At 64.8% G+C, this 17,896-nt stretch carries 22 protein-coding genes; 4 read left to right on the top strand and 18 right to left on the bottom strand.

What is annotated here, in order from left to right:
* Positions 1–241 precede the first annotated feature (241 nt).
* Entirely contained in the window at positions 242–547 is a 306-nt protein-coding gene (locus AB0T83_RS16240) for an RraA family protein (RefSeq protein ID WP_366194271.1), read from the bottom strand.
* A gap of 339 nt (positions 548–886) precedes the next feature.
* On the opposite strand from AB0T83_RS16240, the gene AB0T83_RS16245 reads away from it, so the two are divergent.
* The gene (locus tag AB0T83_RS16245; RefSeq protein ID WP_366194272.1) at positions 887–1,303 is read left to right on the top strand and encodes a TRAP transporter large permease subunit; all 417 of its coding nucleotides are present in this window, start codon (positions 887–889) and stop codon (positions 1,301–1,303) included.
* Here AB0T83_RS16245 and AB0T83_RS16250 read toward each other — a convergent pair.
* From AB0T83_RS16250 to AB0T83_RS16330, 17 genes are all read right to left on the bottom strand, one after another.
* On the bottom strand, positions 1,263–2,603 hold the full coding sequence (locus tag AB0T83_RS16250; protein WP_366194273.1) for a metal-dependent hydrolase family protein: 1,341 nt from the start codon (positions 2,601–2,603) through the stop codon (positions 1,263–1,265). The genes AB0T83_RS16245 and AB0T83_RS16250 overlap by 41 nt on opposite strands.
* A 242-nt stretch (positions 2,604–2,845) precedes the next feature.
* Positions 2,846–3,577 carry an NAD(P)-dependent oxidoreductase gene (locus AB0T83_RS16255; RefSeq protein WP_366194274.1) on the bottom strand — a complete coding sequence of 244 codons (732 nt, stop codon included), beginning with the start codon at positions 3,575–3,577 and terminating at the stop codon, positions 2,846–2,848.
* A 27-nt stretch (positions 3,578–3,604) separates the two neighbouring features.
* Positions 3,605–3,877, bottom strand: a complete 273-nt coding sequence (locus tag AB0T83_RS16260; protein ID WP_366194275.1) for a Rossmann-fold NAD(P)-binding domain-containing protein — start codon at positions 3,875–3,877, stop codon at positions 3,605–3,607.
* Positions 3,878–3,991: 114 nt separating this feature from the next.
* The gene (locus tag AB0T83_RS16265; RefSeq protein ID WP_366194276.1) at positions 3,992–4,657 is read right to left on the bottom strand and encodes a GntR family transcriptional regulator; all 666 of its coding nucleotides are present in this window, start codon (positions 4,655–4,657) and stop codon (positions 3,992–3,994) included.
* Between the two features lie 77 nt (positions 4,658–4,734).
* The gene (locus tag AB0T83_RS16270; protein ID WP_366194277.1) at positions 4,735–5,721 is read right to left on the bottom strand and encodes an ABC transporter ATP-binding protein; all 987 of its coding nucleotides are present in this window, start codon (positions 5,719–5,721) and stop codon (positions 4,735–4,737) included.
* A complete protein-coding gene (locus tag AB0T83_RS16275; RefSeq protein WP_366194278.1) occupies positions 5,714–6,709 on the bottom strand; it encodes an ABC transporter ATP-binding protein in 996 nt (331 codons plus the stop codon). The genes AB0T83_RS16270 and AB0T83_RS16275 overlap by 8 nt, the downstream gene beginning before the upstream one ends.
* Before the next feature lie 16 nt (positions 6,710–6,725).
* Entirely contained in the window at positions 6,726–7,871 is a 1,146-nt protein-coding gene (locus AB0T83_RS16280) for an ABC transporter permease (protein WP_366194279.1), read from the bottom strand.
* On the bottom strand, positions 7,868–8,851 hold the full coding sequence (locus AB0T83_RS16285; RefSeq protein ID WP_366194280.1) for an ABC transporter permease: 984 nt from the start codon (positions 8,849–8,851) through the stop codon (positions 7,868–7,870). Before AB0T83_RS16285 ends, AB0T83_RS16280 begins: the two co-directional genes overlap by 4 nt.
* A gap of 77 nt (positions 8,852–8,928) precedes the next feature.
* Entirely contained in the window at positions 8,929–10,848 is a 1,920-nt protein-coding gene (locus tag AB0T83_RS16290) for an ABC transporter substrate-binding protein (RefSeq protein ID WP_366194281.1), read from the bottom strand.
* Between the two features lie 28 nt (positions 10,849–10,876).
* The gene (locus tag AB0T83_RS16295; protein WP_366194282.1) at positions 10,877–12,031 is read right to left on the bottom strand and encodes a mandelate racemase/muconate lactonizing enzyme family protein; all 1,155 of its coding nucleotides are present in this window, start codon (positions 12,029–12,031) and stop codon (positions 10,877–10,879) included.
* An 11-nt stretch (positions 12,032–12,042) separates the two neighbouring features.
* The gene (locus AB0T83_RS16300; RefSeq protein ID WP_366194283.1) at positions 12,043–12,171 is read right to left on the bottom strand and encodes a hypothetical protein; all 129 of its coding nucleotides are present in this window, start codon (positions 12,169–12,171) and stop codon (positions 12,043–12,045) included.
* A 454-nt stretch (positions 12,172–12,625) separates the two neighbouring features.
* Positions 12,626–13,399, bottom strand: a complete 774-nt coding sequence (locus tag AB0T83_RS16305; protein ID WP_366194284.1) for a LamB/YcsF family protein — start codon at positions 13,397–13,399, stop codon at positions 12,626–12,628.
* Positions 13,396–14,424 carry a 5-oxoprolinase subunit C family protein gene (locus tag AB0T83_RS16310; protein WP_366194305.1) on the bottom strand — a complete coding sequence of 343 codons (1,029 nt, stop codon included), beginning with the start codon at positions 14,422–14,424 and terminating at the stop codon, positions 13,396–13,398. Before AB0T83_RS16310 ends, AB0T83_RS16305 begins: the two co-directional genes overlap by 4 nt.
* A complete protein-coding gene (locus AB0T83_RS16315; protein WP_366194285.1) occupies positions 14,421–15,170 on the bottom strand; it encodes a 5-oxoprolinase subunit B family protein in 750 nt (249 codons plus the stop codon). Before AB0T83_RS16315 ends, AB0T83_RS16310 begins: the two co-directional genes overlap by 4 nt.
* Positions 15,167–15,484, bottom strand: coding sequence for a TRAP transporter large permease subunit (locus AB0T83_RS16320; RefSeq protein ID WP_366194286.1), 318 nt, complete (start codon positions 15,482–15,484; stop codon positions 15,167–15,169). Before AB0T83_RS16320 ends, AB0T83_RS16315 begins: the two co-directional genes overlap by 4 nt.
* A gap of 84 nt (positions 15,485–15,568) precedes the next feature.
* On the bottom strand, positions 15,569–16,135 hold the full coding sequence (locus tag AB0T83_RS16325) for an SMP-30/gluconolactonase/LRE family protein (RefSeq protein ID WP_366194306.1): 567 nt from the start codon (positions 16,133–16,135) through the stop codon (positions 15,569–15,571).
* Positions 16,136–16,212: 77 nt separating this feature from the next.
* Positions 16,213–16,476 carry an SMP-30/gluconolactonase/LRE family protein gene (locus AB0T83_RS16330; protein WP_366194287.1) on the bottom strand — a complete coding sequence of 88 codons (264 nt, stop codon included), beginning with the start codon at positions 16,474–16,476 and terminating at the stop codon, positions 16,213–16,215.
* On the opposite strand from AB0T83_RS16330, the gene AB0T83_RS16335 reads away from it, so the two are divergent.
* The 3 genes from AB0T83_RS16335 to AB0T83_RS16345 are packed head-to-tail and all read left to right on the top strand — an operon-like array spanning position 16,475 to position 17,867.
* Positions 16,475–16,912, top strand: a complete 438-nt coding sequence (locus AB0T83_RS16335; RefSeq protein WP_366194288.1) for an ABC transporter substrate-binding protein — start codon at positions 16,475–16,477, stop codon at positions 16,910–16,912. The two genes, AB0T83_RS16330 and AB0T83_RS16335, sit on opposite strands and share 2 nt — an antisense overlap.
* Entirely contained in the window at positions 16,798–17,439 is a 642-nt protein-coding gene (locus AB0T83_RS16340; RefSeq protein ID WP_366194307.1) for an ABC transporter substrate-binding protein, read from the top strand. The genes AB0T83_RS16335 and AB0T83_RS16340 overlap by 115 nt, the downstream gene beginning before the upstream one ends.
* Positions 17,436–17,867: a hypothetical protein gene (locus AB0T83_RS16345; RefSeq protein ID WP_366194289.1), complete on the top strand. Its 432-nt coding sequence runs from the start codon at positions 17,436–17,438 to the stop codon at positions 17,865–17,867. Before AB0T83_RS16340 ends, AB0T83_RS16345 begins: the two co-directional genes overlap by 4 nt.
* Positions 17,868–17,896 lie beyond the last annotated feature (29 nt).

Raw genomic sequence — 17,896 nt, forward strand, 5'->3', positions numbered from 1 at the left:
CCTTGGTGCCGCCCCGTCCCATGCCCGGTGATAGATCGAGTCCAGCGGAAACGACCCGAGGTCCAGCGCCATGGCATCCAGGGTCAGCCCGCTATCGGTGAGCCGGTCGCGATAGGCTTTCAGCCGGGCCGGACCCCACCATCCGCTGTTGCCATTGAACCGGGTGTCGGGGCGGTCGTCGCGCGCGGCAAGTCTGCGGGGCAGGGGTCGGGGTCGTCGCGGCAGATCAGGGCAAACTGCATCAGTCCCGCCCCGCGACCACAGGCGACTGCAAGGCATAGCTGCGGTCCGCATCGCCGAAATCGTGCAACGCGTTGATGGGTGCGGATTTGTCCACCGGACTGGCGTAACAGGCGCGGATCTCTTCGATCCCGGGATAGCCGGCCACTTTGGCGCAGCCGATGGGCTGCTGCATGTCCACGGCGCGGTGATAGGCCGGACGGGTCGAGGCCGTGCTGGCCCGGCAATAGGCCGGGAAATCCATTGCCGAGATCGCGTTGCCATCACGGATGGCGCCATCGAGATCAAGCTCTATCCGAACGGCCAACCGGGTGCGACCCGGGCATGATGGCTCAGGCGCTGGCCGGGGCCAATGTGGCCTCGTTCACCGATGCGGCGCGGCTGGCGACCTATGCGCCGAAGCTGGGGATCATCGGTGCGCCCATGTCTTTGCCGGCCATGAAGAAGCGGATGCCTCACCACCTCGGAAACCTTCGACCAATGGGCCGAGGATCCGGGCAAGGACAGCGGTCAGGCGCACCGACGGAAACCGCCGCTGACCGGGTTCCGCCATTCCTGGGTCGCCGCCGCCTTGCCTGCTCATGGCCGCCCATATCGTCGAATGGTTCTGACGGAACTTCGTCACCTCAAGTCGGAGGCCTGAGCCATGCTGATGCTCGAAGTGCTCCTCTTCTACGATGCGGTCGTCATCGGGCTGCCCATCGCCTTTGCCCTGAGCCTCGCCAGTGTGCCAACCTTTCTGTCCGGAGAATTCCTGCCCACGTCCGTCGCGGTGGCCTTCTTCGTGATGGCCGGCAACATCATGTCCGCCTCGGGCATCGCGGCCCGGCTTGTCACCCCTTCCAACGCTCTTGTCGGAAGGATGGTGGGAAGGGTTGCGCAGATATCTATCGTGCTGTCGCTGCTGAGGGGCGGCATCGCCTGGACCTGCGCGGCAACGGTGTTGCCACCAATCCCGGACCGGTCACGCCCCGTGCAAGCGCGGGTTCGGGCGGCATCCCAGGATGCCGCCCGATACAGGATCAGTTCAGCGCGTTCTTGTAGATCACGCCGTCTTTCATGATGAGGTCGAAGTTGGTGTCGGGATCGCCCACCAGGTCGAGATCTTCCAGCGGGTTGCCATCCACGAGGATCAGGTCGGCATAGGCGCCTTCCTCGACCACGCCCAGCGGGCCCATCGGATAGGGGGTGAGCTTGCCCGACAGCGCCAGCAGCTGTGCGTTGTCACAGGTGGCCATCTTCAGCGCCTCGTAGGGCGTGAACCAGTTCTGCAGTTTGGCCAGCTGCGCGCCCTGCCGCTTGGCAAGATCGGCGCTGAACAGCGTGTCGGTGCCGAAGGCGATCTTCACGCCCAGCTCCTTGGCCGTCTTGTAGACGAAATCGGTGCCATCGGTGACGAACTTGTACTTCGCCTTCTGGAAATCGTTCAGGGCCGGGGCGTCCTGGTCGTCCAGGAAGGGTTGCATGCTGAGCCAGACGTCGTTCTCGACGAAGCGTTGCAGGGTTTCGCGTGTCGCCATATGGCCGTGTTCGATGCTCTTGACGCCGGCATCGATGGAATGGTTGACGGCCTCGTCGTTGATGGCGTGGGTCAGGATGTAGGTGCCCCAGTTTGCCGCCTGTTCGACCGCCGCTGCCAGTTCGGCCTTGGTGTACTGCATGGTGTGAATGGGATCGTAGCTGGAGGTGACGCCGCCGCCGGCCATCAGCTTGATCTGCGTCGCGCCCTGCATCAGGTTTTCACGCACGCGCTTGAGCACCTCGGGCACACCGTCCGCGATGTAGAACATGTCCGAGGTTTCGAAGGAACTGAGCTTGTCCGGCGTGGATGGCACTTCACGCGTCATCCGAAAATCCATGTGACCGGAGGTTTGCGAGATGGCGGGGCCAGAGGGAAACACCCGCGGCCCTTCGATCAGGCCTTCATTGGTGGCACGGGCGATGTCGAACATCGGGCCCGCGGTATCGCGCACCGTGGTGAAGCCGCGATAAAGCGTGTCGCGCTGCGCGACCGAGGTCAGAAGGTTCCAGTAGCCCTCGTTGGTGGTCATGAGCTGGCCGATCGTCGCTGTCGCGAACACGCCGTGCCAATGGGCGTCGATCAGGCCGGGCATCAGCACGTGGCCGTCGGCATCGATGACGGTGGCGAATTCGGGCGGTTCCAGATCCGCGCCGATCCGGGAGATCATGTTTCCGGCGATATAGACGTCCTGACCTTCCACAAGATCGGGCGAACAGCCGGTGAAGATGCTGGCGCCGCGGATCAGCACGGCATTGGGGGTGTCCGATCCGGTGTCTTGCGCGATTGCGCTGGTGGCGGTGAGGGTTGCGGCGGTGCAAAGCAGGCTTGCCAAGTGACGCATGAAATTCTCCGGCGGTGGCGATAGTTGAATGTTTTCTGCAAAATATCCCGTTGCGATCGAGAGGCAAGCCCTTGGCCTGCCATGCCCGGCCCAACGGGACACTGTGGTCTCGCCGTATTGGTAAGACATGCGGCGAGACCTGTAAACGGCTGTATCGGGCCAACGGTCCCCCGATGTGGACGGGGTTTCACCGGGCAGAACCCGGATCCGGTGGACCGCTGTGCCCCTCAGGTCCGCGACCGTCAGTTGGTCGTGATGGGCCGCGACCGCATGCGGGCCACGGTTGCCCGTTCGGCCCGTTTGCAGCGCAGCGGTGGAAGGTCGCGGTCCATCAGCGCCATGTCGTCAAGGACCATGCTGCCCATCTGCCTGAACGCCACGTCCAGCGCGCCGGCGCGATGGGCCGACCGGAGGAATCCGGGCAGGCGGCGCACCGGATGGTCGGCGGCCAAAGGTTCTTCGGGAAAGACATCGCTGGCCGCAAGGATATGGCCCGAGGCGACCGCCGCCATGAGATCGTCGAAATTGACCACATCGGCGCGGCTCAGCAGGATCAGCCCCGCGCCCGGCTTCATGCGCGCAAAGGCGTCCCGATCCAGAAACCCCTGATTTTCCGAGGTCACGGCGGCCACGACAAAGACCATGTCCGAGGTTTCCAGCACCTCCTGCAATCCACAGGGCGTCACCCCATGATCGTGCAGCAAGGCGTCGGGCAGCCACGGATCATGCACCACGATCTGGCAGCGAAACCCGCTGAGCAGCCCGCACAGGGCGCGCCCCAACTCTCCAAAGCCGATGATGCCGATGCGGCCCCCGGACAGCAGCCGCGCGGCGGCGTTGCCTTCGACCCCCCAAAGCTCGCGCCCCTCGCGGAAGGCGGTGTCGGCGTCGATGATCCCGCGCGCCAGGCACAGGGCGAAGCCCAGCCCGATTTCGGCCACGGGCCGGGCGAAGACGGCGCCGGTGGTGACCACGTGAACGCCGCGCTGGAACAGACCCTCTTAGGGCATGTTGTTCAGCAGGTTGCCTTCCACGTTGAAAATGCAGCGCAAGGAGGTCATTCGGGCCAGAACCCCGGCCGACAGCGCCGGCTGGCCCACAAGGTACCGGCAGGCCGCAAGGGTCGCGTCCGGCAGGGCGGCGATGGCCCGGGCCGTGGTTTCATGGACATCATAGCCGGCAAACAGCCGCGCTTTGCTTTCGGGCGTGAAGATCAGGTCCAGTGTGCGCGGCTCGGGCGCGGAAATGACAAGCGGACGGCTGGGGAGGGTCATCGCGGCAGGGTCACCTTTCCTGGGAATTCAGGTTTCCCGGCATCTATGGCACGGGTGCGGCTGGAACCGGCCGCGACCGCTGCGCGGCGGCTGGGGTTTTCCGGCCCGCCCGGCTTAGCGCCCGGCGTTCAACCCCAGCGCGCGGATCTGTTGCGACATCTGCACGAAAGAGCCGTCCACATGCTTGCGGATCACCGTGTCGGCCCGCGAGGTGTCATTGGCACGGAACGCGGCGATCAGCTCGTCATGCTCCTCCTTGATCATCTCGTAGCGCGCGGGCGTGATGCGCAGCCGCGCGGCCTGTACGTTCAGCGAGGTGCGCAGGTTGCGCCAGATCTCGGCGGCGGTCTGGTTGTAGTGGCCCCGGCAGAACATCTCGTGAAACTGGAAGTCCAGCCGCCGGAACTGACGCTGTTCGCTGTGCGGGGTCTCGCGGATCCGCGCCTGGATCTCCTCCAGCTCGTCGAGCTGTTCGGGCAGGGCGTAATCGGCGAACCACATCACGAAATAGGGCTCCAGCATCTGCAGGATTTCAAAGATGTTCTGGATCGATCCCGCATCGGTGGCCTTCACCGTCGCGCCGCGGTTTGTGTGGATCTCGACAAAGCCCTCGCCCTGCATTCTCCGCAGGATCTCGCGGATCGGGCTGGTGCTGACGCCGAAGCGTTCGGCAAGTTCCGACACCTTCAGCCGCTGGCCGCCGACCAGCTTGCCGTCGTAGATGTCATCGAGGATGGCATCGTAGAGCGATGTGTCTTCGGTGTCGGGATGTGTTTTCATGGTGTTGAACCGGTTTTCCAGGGCGCGCTACAGCATAGCGGGTCAGATGCGCCTTCGCCAGACGGACGGCTGCGGCATCAGATGTCCCCCGCGAAATGGCAGCGCACATCGGCACCGGCGACCGTCCGGGTCGGCGGGCGAGTCGCGCGGCACAGATCGGTGGCATGGGGGCAGCGCGGCGCGAAATTGCAGCCCCCCGAACCGGCGCCGATATCCACCGGCTCGGACAGGTCCGACCGCTTGCGGCGGGCGCGGGGGTCGGCCACGGGCACGGCCTGCAGCAATGCGCGGGTATAAGGGTGCTGCGGGGCGCGAAACAGCGTGTCAGTGTCAGCGACTTCGACGAACTGCCCCCTATACATCACCGCCACCCGGTCGCAGATGTGTTCGACCACCGCCAGATCATGGGCGATGAACAGGAAGGTCAGCGAGAACTCCTCCTGCAGATCCTGCAACAGGTTCAGGGTCTGGGCCTGAATCGACACGTCCAGCGCCGAAACGGCCTCGTCGGCGACCACCAGTTCCGGCCCGGTCGACAGGGCGCGGGCGATGCCGAGACGCTGACGCTGGCCACCGGAGAAGGCGTTGGGATAGCGGTGCAGGAACTCACGCCGCAGGCCGACGTTTTCCAGCAGCGTGCCGACACGATCGGCCAGCGCCTTGCCCTTCAGCCCTTCGGATTTCTGCAGGGCCTGCCCGACGATGTCGATCACCCGCAGGCGGGGATTCAGCGAGGCCTGCGGATCCTGAAACACCATGCGCAGCTTGCGCCAGACCTTGCGCAGTTGCGCGGTCGGTGCCCCGACCAGTTCGACCGGTGTTTCGGATTGCGGATGAAAGCGGATGCTGCCCGCGCTTGGGTCCAGCACCCGCAGGATGCAGCGCCCCAGCGTGGTCTTGCCGCTGCCGCTTTCGCCGACGATGCCGAAGGTTTCGCCCCGACGGACGTCGAAGGACACGTCATCGACGGCGACAAAGCCGGCGGTCCGTTTCGACAGCGGCCCGCGCTTGCCGCCGCCGAAGGTCATGGTCAGGTCGCGGACCTGCAGAATGGCCTCAGACATCCGTGGTCTCCTTGTCGTGCAGGAAGCAGGCCACCTCGCCGCCGGGTACCGGTTTCAGGCGCGGCTCGCGCCGGTCGCAAATCCCCGGCATGACGTGGTCGCAGCGGGTGCGGAAGGTGCAGCCCGAGGGCCGCGCCAGCGGATGCGGAACCATGCCCCGGATCGCGGGCAGCCGTTCGTGGGTGGTCATGCCGATGCGCGGCACCGAGTTCAGCAGGGCGCGCGTATAGGGGTGGGAGGGGGTTTCGAACAGGCCGAAGACGTCGGACTTTTCGACGATCTTGCCCATGTACATGACGGCGACGTCATCGGCGACCTCGGCCACGACGCCAAGATCATGGGTGATCAGCATGACCGCCATCTGGAACTCGTCCTTGAGCTCGGCGATCAGGTCCAGGATCTGCGCCTGTGTGGTGACATCCAGCGCGGTGGTCGGCTCGTCCGCGATCAGCAGCCGGGGCTGGCACGACAGGGCCATCGCGATCATCGCGCGCTGGCGCATGCCGCCGGACAGTTCGAACGGATAGGCCTCGAACCGTTCCGCCGGGCGCGGAATGCCGACGCGGGCCAGCATGTCGATGGCCTCTTCCTTCGCCTCGGCCTTGGTCACCTGCCGGTGCAGCCGGATGGTTTCGGTGATCTGGCGACCGATCTTCTGGATCGGTCCCAGCGAGGACATCGGCTCCTGAAAGATCATCGAGATGTCGCTGCCCCGGATCGACCGCAATTGTCGCGAGCCGGGCCGGGCGGCGGCCAGATCCACGGTGCGCCCGTCGGCGGCATGGTACAGGATGCTGCCGCCGGTGATCCGCCCCGGCGCATCGACGATGCGCAGGATGGACCGCGCCAGGATCGACTTGCCGCAGCCGCTTTCGCCCAGCAGGCACAGGGTGCGGTTGGCCCGGATGTCCAGATCGACGCCCTCGACCGCTTTCACCAGACCGTCATCGGTGAAGAAATGGGTCCGCAGACCGCGGATCTGGATCATCGGCTGTTCTGTGGGGTCAGTTTGCATAGGGATCTGCGGCATCGCGAAGGCCGTCTCCGAGGAAGTTCAGGGCAAGGACAACGATCACGATCGTCGTTCCGGGGGCGATCAGCAGCCAGGGGGCTTCGATGATCGTGCGGATGTTCTGGGCCTCCTTCAGCAGGGTGCCCCAGGACACGATGGGCGGCTGCAACCCGATGCCAAGGAACGACAGTGAGGTTTCGGCCAGGATCATCAGCGGCACCGCAAGGGTCAGCGAGGCGATGATGTGGCTGGCAAAGCTGGGCACCAGGTGCTTGCGGATGATCTCCCAGTCCGACAGTCCGTCCAGCCGGGCGGCGACCACGAAATCCTCCTTGCGCAGCGACAGGAACTTGCCGCGCACCTCGCGCGCCAGGGTGGTCCAGCCGATCATCGAGACGATGATGGTCACCACGAAATAGGTGCGCAGTGGTGGCCAATCCAAGGGGATCGCGGCAGCCAGCCCCATCCACAGCGGGATCGTCGGCACCGAGCGCAGGAATTCGATCAGGCGCTGGATCAGGTTGTCGATCCAGCCGCCGTAGTAGCCCGAGATGCCGCCCAGGCTGACCCCCACCACCAGCGAGACCGCAACGCCGACCAGACCGATGGACATGGAAATCCGTGTGCCCATGATGATCCGGCTGAGAATGTCCCGGCCAAGGCGATCGGCGCCCAGGAAATAGACCTTCTGCTTGGGATCAATGGGGCCGAACAGATGCCGGTCGGTCGGGATCAGCCACAGCAGCTTGTAGGGGTGGCCCTTGACGAAGAAGCCCAGCGGGATCGGTTTTTCGGGATCTTCCACGAAATGCCGGCGCATCGCCTCGCGGTCGACCTCGACCTTCAGGGCGCGGGCGTGCAGTAGGAACTCGCGGCTGCCATCGCCGTTCTCGACGAACAGATGGATGCCCTGCGGCGGCGCAAAGGGCGCGCGGGTGTTGGTCGCCAGATGATCGGCGGGGGCGAAGAACTCTCCCAGCAGGGCGACCAGATACACCAGCCCGACGACATACAGGCTGAAATGGGCGATCTTGTGGCGGCGGAACTGGCGCCACATCAGGGCCCAGGGGCCCAGCAGGGCAGGGGCCTTGACGGCCTCGGGGACAATCACGTCGGAAGCGGGATCAATGGCTGTCATTGGTAACGTATCCTCGGGTCGACCCAGGCAAGCAGGACATCGGACAGAAGCGTGCCGATCACCGTCAGCAGGCTGACGATCAGGATCAGCGATCCGGCAAGATACATGTCCTGCACCAGCAGCGCGCGCAGCAGAAGCGGGCCGGTGGTGGGCAGGTTCATCACCACGGCGACGATGATTTCACCCGACACCAGCGTCGGCAGGATCCATCCGATGGTCGAAATGAAGGGGTTCAGCGCCACCCGCACCGGATAGCGCAGCAGAAGCTGAAACTCGGACATGCCCTTGGCGCGGGCGGTCACCACATAGGGCCGGTACAATTCGTCCAGCAGGTTGGCGCGCATGATGCGGATCAGCGCCGCCGCGCCCGAAGTGCCGACGACGAAAACCGGCATCCAGATGTGTTTAAGAAGATCGACGAATTTCGCACCGCTCCACGGCTGGTCAAGGTACTCGGGGCTGACCAGCCCGCCGACCGACTGGCCGAAATAGCGGAAGGCGACATACATCATCACCAGCGCCAGCAGGAAGTTGGGCACTGCCAGACCGACGAAGCCGAAGAAGGTGGCGACATAGTCGCCGACGGAATACTTGCGCACGGCGGAATAGATGCCGATGGGCAGGGCCACCATCCAGATGAACAGAAGCGTCAGCAGCGAGATCGCGAAGGTCCAGCCCAGCCGGTCCCAGATCACATCCGTCACCGGCAGGTTCTTTTCGAAGGAGATGCCGAAATCGCCTTCCAGCAGGATCCCGGTCATCCATTTCCAGTATTGCAGGTACATGGGCTGACCCAGCCCGTATTGCTCGCGCAGCTGTTCGACGACGGCGGTGTTGTCCACACCGGATTCGCCCATCTCGGCGGCAAGGGAGTCCAGATAGTCGCCGGGGGGCAGCTGGATGATGATGAAGGTCACGATCGAGACCAGGAAGACGGTCGGGATCATGTAGAGTGCCCGCCGCAGGATGAAGCCGCCCATGTCGTCTCCGTTCGGTTGGGTGGGATGACCGGGGCGCCCGCCGGGAGGATTAGCGGGCGCCCCATGCGTCCTTCGAATTAGGGCAGGTTGGCGCCGCCTTCGAAGTACATTTGTGCCGTATACGGGGCCGGGAACCAGAGCTGGCCGGCAATCGGCAGCGGGTCAGGCACGTTGCGCACGTTGTTCCGCGCGATGCCGAAGACCGGATCGTTCTGCACCATGCCGACGGTGAAGAATTCTTCGGCGGCCATGTCCAGCACCTGCTGCATCAGCGCCTTCTGCTCTTCCGGTGTTCCGGCGGAACGCACCTTGGCATAGGTGGCGAAGATGTCCTTGACCGCTTGCGGCGGCTCTTCTCCGGTCGAAGGATCGACACCCCAGGCCGCCCATTCGCGGGCCCAGCTGACCGAGTTCGAGATTGTCGGAACATAGCAGATCGGCGTCAGATAGGCATCTGCCTGACCGCCCGAGCAGTTCCACAGGTAGGCGTCGAAATCGTTCGAGGTGTGCAGCTCGATCAGGCGCGACCGGTCGGTGGTGCGGATCTGGAAATCCAGCCCCACGTCACGGGCATAGCCGGCGATCAGCTCCATCGCGTCGGGGTATTGCAGCCCGAACACATCGGCCACAAGGAAGACCAGCGTGAAGCGTTCGCCATCCGGTCCCAGGCGGAAGCCTTCGGCATCCTTTTCGGGCAGCACCTTGTCCAGGTACTCATTGGCCAGATCGGTGTCATACTCGGTGAACTGCTTGGCGTATTCCTCCTTGTACAGATCCGAGCCTTCGCGTGGCGCGGTCTGCGCCGGGCTGCCAGCGCCGAAATACAGAAGGTCGATGACTTCCTGCCGGTTCATCGCGTGGCTGACCCCGATGCGGAAATCCTTGTTGCCGATCACGTCGCGCTTCATCGGGTCGGTGTGGTTCAGGTTCATCATCAGGATCATGATGTTGGCCGGAAGATCACCCACATCGAAGAACCCGTATTTGCCGCGTTCCGCGTTGTCGGTCAGGGCCGCCTTGTTGGACGGGCGCCCGATGTGGCGCAGCATATAGTCGATCTCGCCGTTGAAGGCCTTCAGCAGGATCGTCTCGACATCCTCGACCTGGTCATAGGTGACGCGGTCGATATAGGGCAGTTGCTGGCCCTGGCTGTCGACCTTGTAGTAATAGGGGTTGCGCTCGGCCACCACGCGATCGGTGGCGCCATAGGCATTGGTCAGATGCCAGGCGTGCAGGGTCGGGCGGTCCGGGTTCTGCCAGAACAGCGGGGTGTCCATCGGTCCCGCCTTCAGGTTGAACAACTGCTTCCAGTCGCCCGCCGCCGGTTCGGCATCGACCAGCGCCTGGATGTCGGCGTTGTATGTCTCGTGGAACTGGCTGAGGTAATGCTTGGGATAGGCCGTCGGATGATAGCCGAAGCCATAGGCCAGCGCCTGCAGGAACAGACCGTTCGGCGCGCCGAAGTCGAACTCGACCGTGACATCGTCGATTTTGGTGACCTTGACCGGCCCCGCGGGTCCGATGAACGTGGAATCCTTGTTCGGGGTCAGCTCCGTGTTGGTGAAGATGTCCTCGTACCAGAACATGATGTCATCGGCGGTGAAAGGCGCACCGTCCGACCATTTCATGCCCTCGCGCAGATGAAAGGTGAACTTCGAGGCGTCGTCGGACACATCCCAGGATTTGGCGATGTTGGGGCGCACCTCTTTCCAGTCCGGGGACCAGCGCACCATGTTGTCGCTGCCGATGGTGCGCACCATGTTGTGCTGGTCGCCGCCGCCAAGGATCGCGCGGCGCAGGGTGCCGCCGTATTCGCCCGGCCCGTCGATCACATCCATGACCAGAGGCTCGGCGGGCAGCCGCTCCTCGAGCGGTGGCAGGGTGCCGGCCGACACCTGTTGGGCCAGTTGCGGGGCCTCTTCATAGGCAAACGCCTGCCCGGCCATCGCGATCGCGATGACACTGGCCAGCGAGGTCAGTTTTCTTGAATGCAGCATCAGGTCTCCTCCTCCTTGCTGTCGTCTCTTACCAGTTGGTGACAGAGCCATCGGGCCGCATCAGATGCGGCGGCTCCACATGCTCCGGCTGGGTTGCACGGATCTTGTCTTCGTCCACTTCGACGCCCAGGCCGGGCCCGTCGGGCACTTTGTAGGTGATCCCCTCAAGGTCGATCTGGACCGGGAACAGCTCCGGGTCGTGAAACCCAAGGCTCTCGGTCGGGCCTTGCCGGGTCTCGACCCAGCTGAAATTCGGAACCGCCGCAGCCATATGGACCGTGGCCGCGGTGCAGACCGGACCCAGCGGGTTGTGCGGCATCAGGTCGATGTAATGCTGCTCGCACCAGCCCGCGACTTTCATCGCCTCGGTGAAGCCGCCGATGTTGCAGATGTCCATCCGCATGTACTGGGTCAGCCCTTCCTCGATGTAAGGCGCGGCTTCCCATTTCGACGAGAACTCCTCGCCGACGGCGAAGGGGATATTGGTCATGCTGCGCAGGGTGCGATAGGCCTGCGGGGTCTGGCAGCGGATCGGTTCTTCCAGGAAATCCAGCGTCCCCGGCGGCAGCCGATTGCAGAAATCGGCGGTCTCGGCTATGGACAGGCGGTGGTGCAGGTCGATCCCGAGGCACAGGTCGGGACCAAAGGCCTCGCGCAGGGCGATCAGCTCTTTCGCGGCGCGGTTCAGGTTCTGGCGCGGATCGAAGACGCCGTCGCCCTGAAAGTCGCCGGTATAGATGCGCAGACAGTCCCAGCCCGCATCCACCAGCACACGCGCCTTGGCCAGCAATTCATCGATGGTGGGCGCCTGGCAGCTGGGAAAGGTCGGAATCTCGTCGCGCTGCTTGCCACCCAGCAACTGGTAGACCGGCACGCCCAGCCGCTTTCCCAACAGGTCATACAGCGCGATGTCGATGGCCGAGATGGCGGCGGTAAACACCCGCCCGCCTTCGAAATACTGGCTGCGATAGGACTCCTGCCAGATGCGGCCGATCTGGTTGCTGTCCTTGCCGATCAGGAATTCTGCGAAATGCGCGATGGTGGCCGAAACGGCGCCTTCGCGGCTCGACAGTCCGGATTCGCCCCAGCCAAAAAGGCCGTCGTCGGTGGTGACCTTGACCAGAAGCTGGTTGCGGATACCGACGCGGGCATGAAGCGGTTCAATGGAAACAATCTTGGACATGTTCAAACCTTTCAGTGCCAGCCGGCGCAAGAAAATGGCGGGATCGGTTCGGGGCGGTTCTCGGCATGCCATGCCGTCAGCACCGAGACAGCAGCACCGCTCAGGAAGGTCATGTCTTGGGTATCCGGCTTGTGGGTCACGTCTTGACCCCCACCAGGAATACCCTCGGAAGTACCGGTCTGCCGCATGTCGTGCCCCGCTTGTCTGTCGGTTACAGCAAGATTATTATAGCAAATTATGAAAATAATCGACGATTTATTTTGTTTGACCGTTTTTTCCGCGCGAAGTACGCCAGAGCGCTGAATTCATTTGAGATATCAAGATAGCCTTGGGAGGTGACCCGCGCGCCGCAGGGGGTGCATCGGCGGTAGGGGCAAATCTATCGAATCAATGCACGCAGGGGGGTGCGCCCCGGATCGCGCCCTCTTGTCAGGGCAGCGGTGTGACGTTTCGATCATGCCTTTCGGCCGCAGATCTGCCGGTCGAGCGCTTGTTGTGGTTTCGTCGCCTGATTTCAGGCATGCCCCCACAGGACACCACCACGCGGGCGCGCGGGTCGGCATCGCCGGGACCGGTCACGGCGCGGTTCGCGGATCACAGCGGCGCGCCGGGAAACTGTGCCAGCCCGACACCGTTTTCCAGCAATGCCCGGCGGACCTCGGCGGCGATGCTGACTGCCGTTGGCGTATCGCCATGCAGGCAGATGGTGTCGATCCGGGTCTCGATCCGCTTGCCGCTTTCGGTGAGGATCGCGCCTTCGCGCACCATTTGCGCCATCCGCTGCCCGGCCTTCGCCGGGTCATGGATCACAGCACCCGGCAAGCTGCGATCGACCAGCGTTGCATCATCATTGTAGGCGCGATCCGCGAAGATCTCGCAGGCCATCGGACAGCTAAGCGCCTGGGCCGCGCGCTGCTGCGCGGTGCCGGCCAGGACCATGATGATGATCTCGGGCGCGACGGACAGAGCGGCCTCGTAACAGGCCGTGGCCATCGCTTCGTCTTCCGAGGCCATGTTGGCCAGCGCGCCGTGCAGCTTCAGGTGCCGCACCGTGCCGCCCGCCGCCCGCGCCATCGCCTGAGCTGCGCCAACCTGATAGCGCACGAGGTTCTGCAAGGACGCCAGCGGCAGCGTCATGCGTTGGCGGCCGAAGCCGTGCAGGTCGGGAAATCCGGGATGGGCGCCGATGCCGACGCCCTTGGCGACAGCGCGCTGCATGGTCTTGGCCATCACGTCCCAATCCCCGGCGTGCAGGCCGCAGGCGACATTGGCCGAGGTCACGATCTCCAGCAGCGCGGCATCGTCGCCCATGGTCCATGCGCCGAAGCTTTCGCCCATGTCGGCATTGAGATCCACGAAATGTGTCATGTTCCCTCCCCGGGGTTGTCTTCATTGCCCGTGACGACGCCGCTGATCAGTTGATAGGACAGCAGATCGGTCATCCGGTGCGGGTCTCGGATCAACGGGCGGCGGGCGCGGGCCAGCGTCGCGCGCCGTTGCGCATCGGCGCGTTCCAGCGCCACGGCTTTCTCGAGATCGACGAACTGGAAGCGCAGCAGGGCGCCGACCGGGGCCTGCGCGACCTTCGGCAGATCGCAGGGCAGCACCGTGGCGATCCGAGGATAGCCGCCGGTGGTCTGGCATTCGGCCATCAGCACGAAGGGCGTGCCATCGCCGGTGATCTGGATGTCGCCGGGCACGATGACTTCGGACACCACGTTGCGCCCGCCTTCGACGTGAAACCCGCCACCTTCGGGATCCAGCCCGACGCCCATGCGGTTGGCGCGGGCATCGCGGCGCATCGGTACGGATTGGAACCGCTGGCGTTCGGCTTCGGCAAACCGATCCGTCTGGAAGCTGGCGACCACGCGCACCAACCCGCCGTCAAAGCGGTTGTCGGGGTCCAGCAGCAGGCCGGTCTCGCTGCCCTTGTCCTTGCCGATGGTCAGCACATCCCCCGCCGACAGGGCCGCACCGATCCCGGCGGACAGATGCGTCGCGCGCGCGCCCAGACAGACCGGCGCGTCAATACCGCCGCCGACATGCAGGTAGCCGTAGCACCCCGATTGCACCGGCCCGATCGACAGCCGTTCACCGGCCTGCAGAAGATGCGAGGCGTGCCAGGCCAGTTTCGCTCCGTCTCGCGTGGCCCGCATCGGGGCGCCGGTCAGGGCGATCCGCATGTCCGCGCTGGCCTCGAAATCGCCACCCGTGCCGGCCATCTCGATCACTGCGCAGTCCGGCGATTGCCCCAGCAGGGCCGCGCCCTCGTCCAGTGCCAGCCGATCCATCGCGCCGCCGCGCGACAGGCCCACATCCAGATAGCCGCTGCGCCCCCGGTCCTGCATGGTCATGCCGGGTCCGGCGCGCAGGATCTTCATCCGGGCGGTCATGGGATCGCCTCGCATTCGGCGCCGCCGTGCGGGTCGTCGCGCATGGCGGTCAGGGTTTCGGCATCGGTGGGCACGAATTGCACCTCGTCGCCGGGGCGCAGCAGGAAGGGCTCCGCCGCTTCGGGCTGAAACAGCCGGATCGCAGTTTGGCCCACGTGCTGCCAGCCGGTCGGCGTTTCGACCGAAAACAGCACCAATTGGCGGATGGCCACCGCCAGCGCGCCCACGGGGATGCGTTTGGTCAGGGCGGTCTGGCGCGGAATGTCCCAGTCTTTCGGCAACTCGCCAAGATAGGGCTGGCCCGCGGCAAAACCGATGGTCTGGACCCGCACCCGTGCTTGCGTCAGCGAGGCGATGGCCTCGGCCTCGCTCAACCCCGCGGCCTGCGCCGCCTGACCCAGCTGCGGTGCAAGATCGGTTCCGAACACCGTGGGTATGCGCCAGAACCGACGGCCAGTGGGCAGATCGGCAGCGTACCAGTCCTGGCGGCGCAGCAACGCCTCCAGCTGTTGGCGCAGGTGCGTGTGGGACAGATGCAAAGGATCGAACCGCACATAGGCGGACACCAGCGAAGACGAGGTTTCCTCAACCCCGTCCCAGCCTTCGCCCTCGACCGCCGCGCGAAAGGCCAGCGCCGCGCGGTTGGCCGCTTCGCTCAACCGGTCGCCGAAGCTGACCAGCATCCCGGCGGTGCCGACGGTGCGCACCACGGGCGCGCGGGGAAGGGGAGGCTGCGGGTCGGTCACATCTGCTCCGGCAAAAACGTTGCGCTCCCAGGGAAGACGACGATCACACAAAGCGCCAGGATCACCAGGAAAAAGAACGGCAGCGCCGCGTGCGCGACCGTCAGGATGTCGCGTCCGGTCAACGATTGCAATACGAACAGGTTGAACCGCCCCAGCGGTGCCATCGGGGACATCTCGACGACGACCATAGGGAAGATGCCGAACCACAGCGGGTCGATCCCGGCCTGCAGCACCATTGGCATGATGATCGATTTATGCGGCGACGGGGTGCGCGAACGGGCCCGCAACCTACGCGCCTTGTCGGGGTATTGCAATCAGACCTGCCGGGCGGCGGCCACGCTGCAGAGAATGGTCTCCGGGTCGGGCCGGGCGTTCCGCCCTTGCCCGAAGCAGGTCCGCTACAGGCCGCGCACGACGTGTGTGGGCGCCGCCTTGAACCGGACCTTCTGCGCCAGCAACCCCCCGGCGGCGGGCTGTGCCTCCAGTTCGTCAGCGGTCAGGAACCGGCGTTGGCTTGTCAGGAACAGGGTGTCGCCCGCGGGTCCGCCCGTGGGAAAATCCGCAAACCACAACCCGCTGCCGTCAGCCAGCGGGGCGATGGCATTGGGCACGGTGATGCCGTCGCGCAGCACTTGGATTGCGCCATCGGGGGTTCGGCAATACAGCCGTCCGGTCGCCTGACCGGTGCCGGTCATGTCCATGGAGCCGAAGAACAGCCGCCCATGGCAATCCGGCTTGCCGTCGTTCAGGCAGAGGGTGGGGTGGTTGGCCTCGGTGTCCGAGACCTGCCGCCAGTCGCCGGTTTCGGGCGCATAGGTCCACAGCCCGGTTTCCAGCCACTCCACCAGCGCCCCGCTTTCCGCCAGCGCCACAAGGCCCGGCTGCCAGGGGCAGGGCGTGGCCTGGGTCTTGCCATTCATGTCGGTGCGCAGCAGGCGCTGCGCCTGGATGTCGAGCCACCACAGACATTACCGTGCGGGATCCCAAAGGGGCGCTTCGCCGGTGATGGCCATCGGCTGACTGAGAAGTGTGAAGCTCATGATCAGATCCCGAATCTTGGCATTGGATTGCCCCGCACCCCGGCGTCGATGACGATCAGGTTGCCGGCTTGCGGGGCGAAACTGGAATACCCGCCGGGCATCCGGATGTAGGTCGAGGTCACGAACAGTTGGTCGAGGTCCGGGCCGCCGAAAGCCAGTGCTGTGGGCATTGGCAGGGGCAGCGCGATGCGGCGCAGCAATTCGCCCTCGGGCGTGTAGCGGTTGCCGTCGAACCTGACGTTCCGCTGGTCGGGCGGCCCGATCATGGCGCCGCTGTCCTACCACAACTCGCTGACCGACGAGATCATCCCGTGGCTTGCCGAAAGCTTCGACTCCAACGACGACTTCGCCGAGGTCGCCGTAGAGCTGCGCGACGGGGCCACCTGGTCCGACGGGCAGGCTTTCGATGCCGAGGATGTGGTCTATACCTGTGAAATGCTGCTGGAAAACGGCAAGGGGCTGTACTGGCTGCCCGAACATGTCTGGGCCGATCAGGATCCACTGACCTTCGCCAATTATCCCGAAGACGGCGGCCTGCCGGGGTCACCGGCGCGTGGCAGGTGGTGCGGTCCTGCGGTCAGCAGATCATCCTGGACCGCCGCGACGACTGGTGGGGCGCGGCGACGGGCTTTCGCGACCTGCCGGATGTCGAACGCGTCGTCAACATTCCCAAGACCGGCCATGACCGCGCCGCCCAGCTGATCGTGTCCGGCGACGTGGACATGACCGGCGACCTGGTGTCGGCGCCGCTGATGAAGAGCGTGGTGGAAAGCGCCGATCACGTCACCAGCTTCTCGGGCGACGAGGCACCCCATGGCAACCTCGACTGGTGGCCGAACTGGCTTTACATGAACCATCAGACCGGCACCTGGGATGACGTGCGCCTGCGCCGCGCCCTGAACCACTATGTCAACGCCCAGCAGCTGGTGGACATCGCCTATCTGGGCGCCAACCCGGTCAGCCGCACGCCGTTTCCCGCTTTCGGCTCGATGGGGCCCTATATCGAGGACAGCATCCCGCTGGCCGACGAACATGGCGTCGGTGTCTTCGACCCGGCCAAGGGCGACGCGCTGATGCAGGAAATGGGCTATGCCAAGAACAGCGATGGCATGTGGGATAAGGATGGCGAAACCGTCACCGCCTCGTTCCATGGGCTGGCCCTGTTCGAGGCCGTCGGCCCGATCATCGCTCAGCAACTGCGCGCTGTGGCATCGATGTGGAGTTTGTGACCAACACCGACAGCCGCGCGCTGATGGTCGAGGGCAAGACCGAACTGTCGATCTTCGGCCACAGGGGCGGCGTCGCCGATCCCCATGATACGCTGGACCTGTACCACTGCAAGAACGCGCTGCCGGTGGGCGAGCCGGTGCTGATCCTGGATCGCTGGTGCGACGAGGAGTATTCCGCCATCGTGGACCAGATCGGCCTGATCGCGCCGGACGATCCGCAGATGCGGCCGCTGGTCAAGCAGGCCATGGAAATCTGGTACGAGAACTCGGTCGAAGTGCCGCTGAACCAGTGGGTGCACCGGATCCCCTATAACACCACCTATTGGGACAACTACCCCTCGACCGAAAACCCCTACATGCAGCCGGCGTTCTGGTTTGCCTCGGGCCAGTTCGGGAATGTTCTGCACAACCTTGAAGCCAAGCAATAAGGACACGCGCCCCGGCTGTATGCAGCCGG

The organism is Meridianimarinicoccus marinus (genome assembly GCF_040689105.1).
Lineage (GTDB): Bacteria > Pseudomonadota > Alphaproteobacteria > Rhodobacterales > Rhodobacteraceae > Meridianimarinicoccus > Meridianimarinicoccus marinus.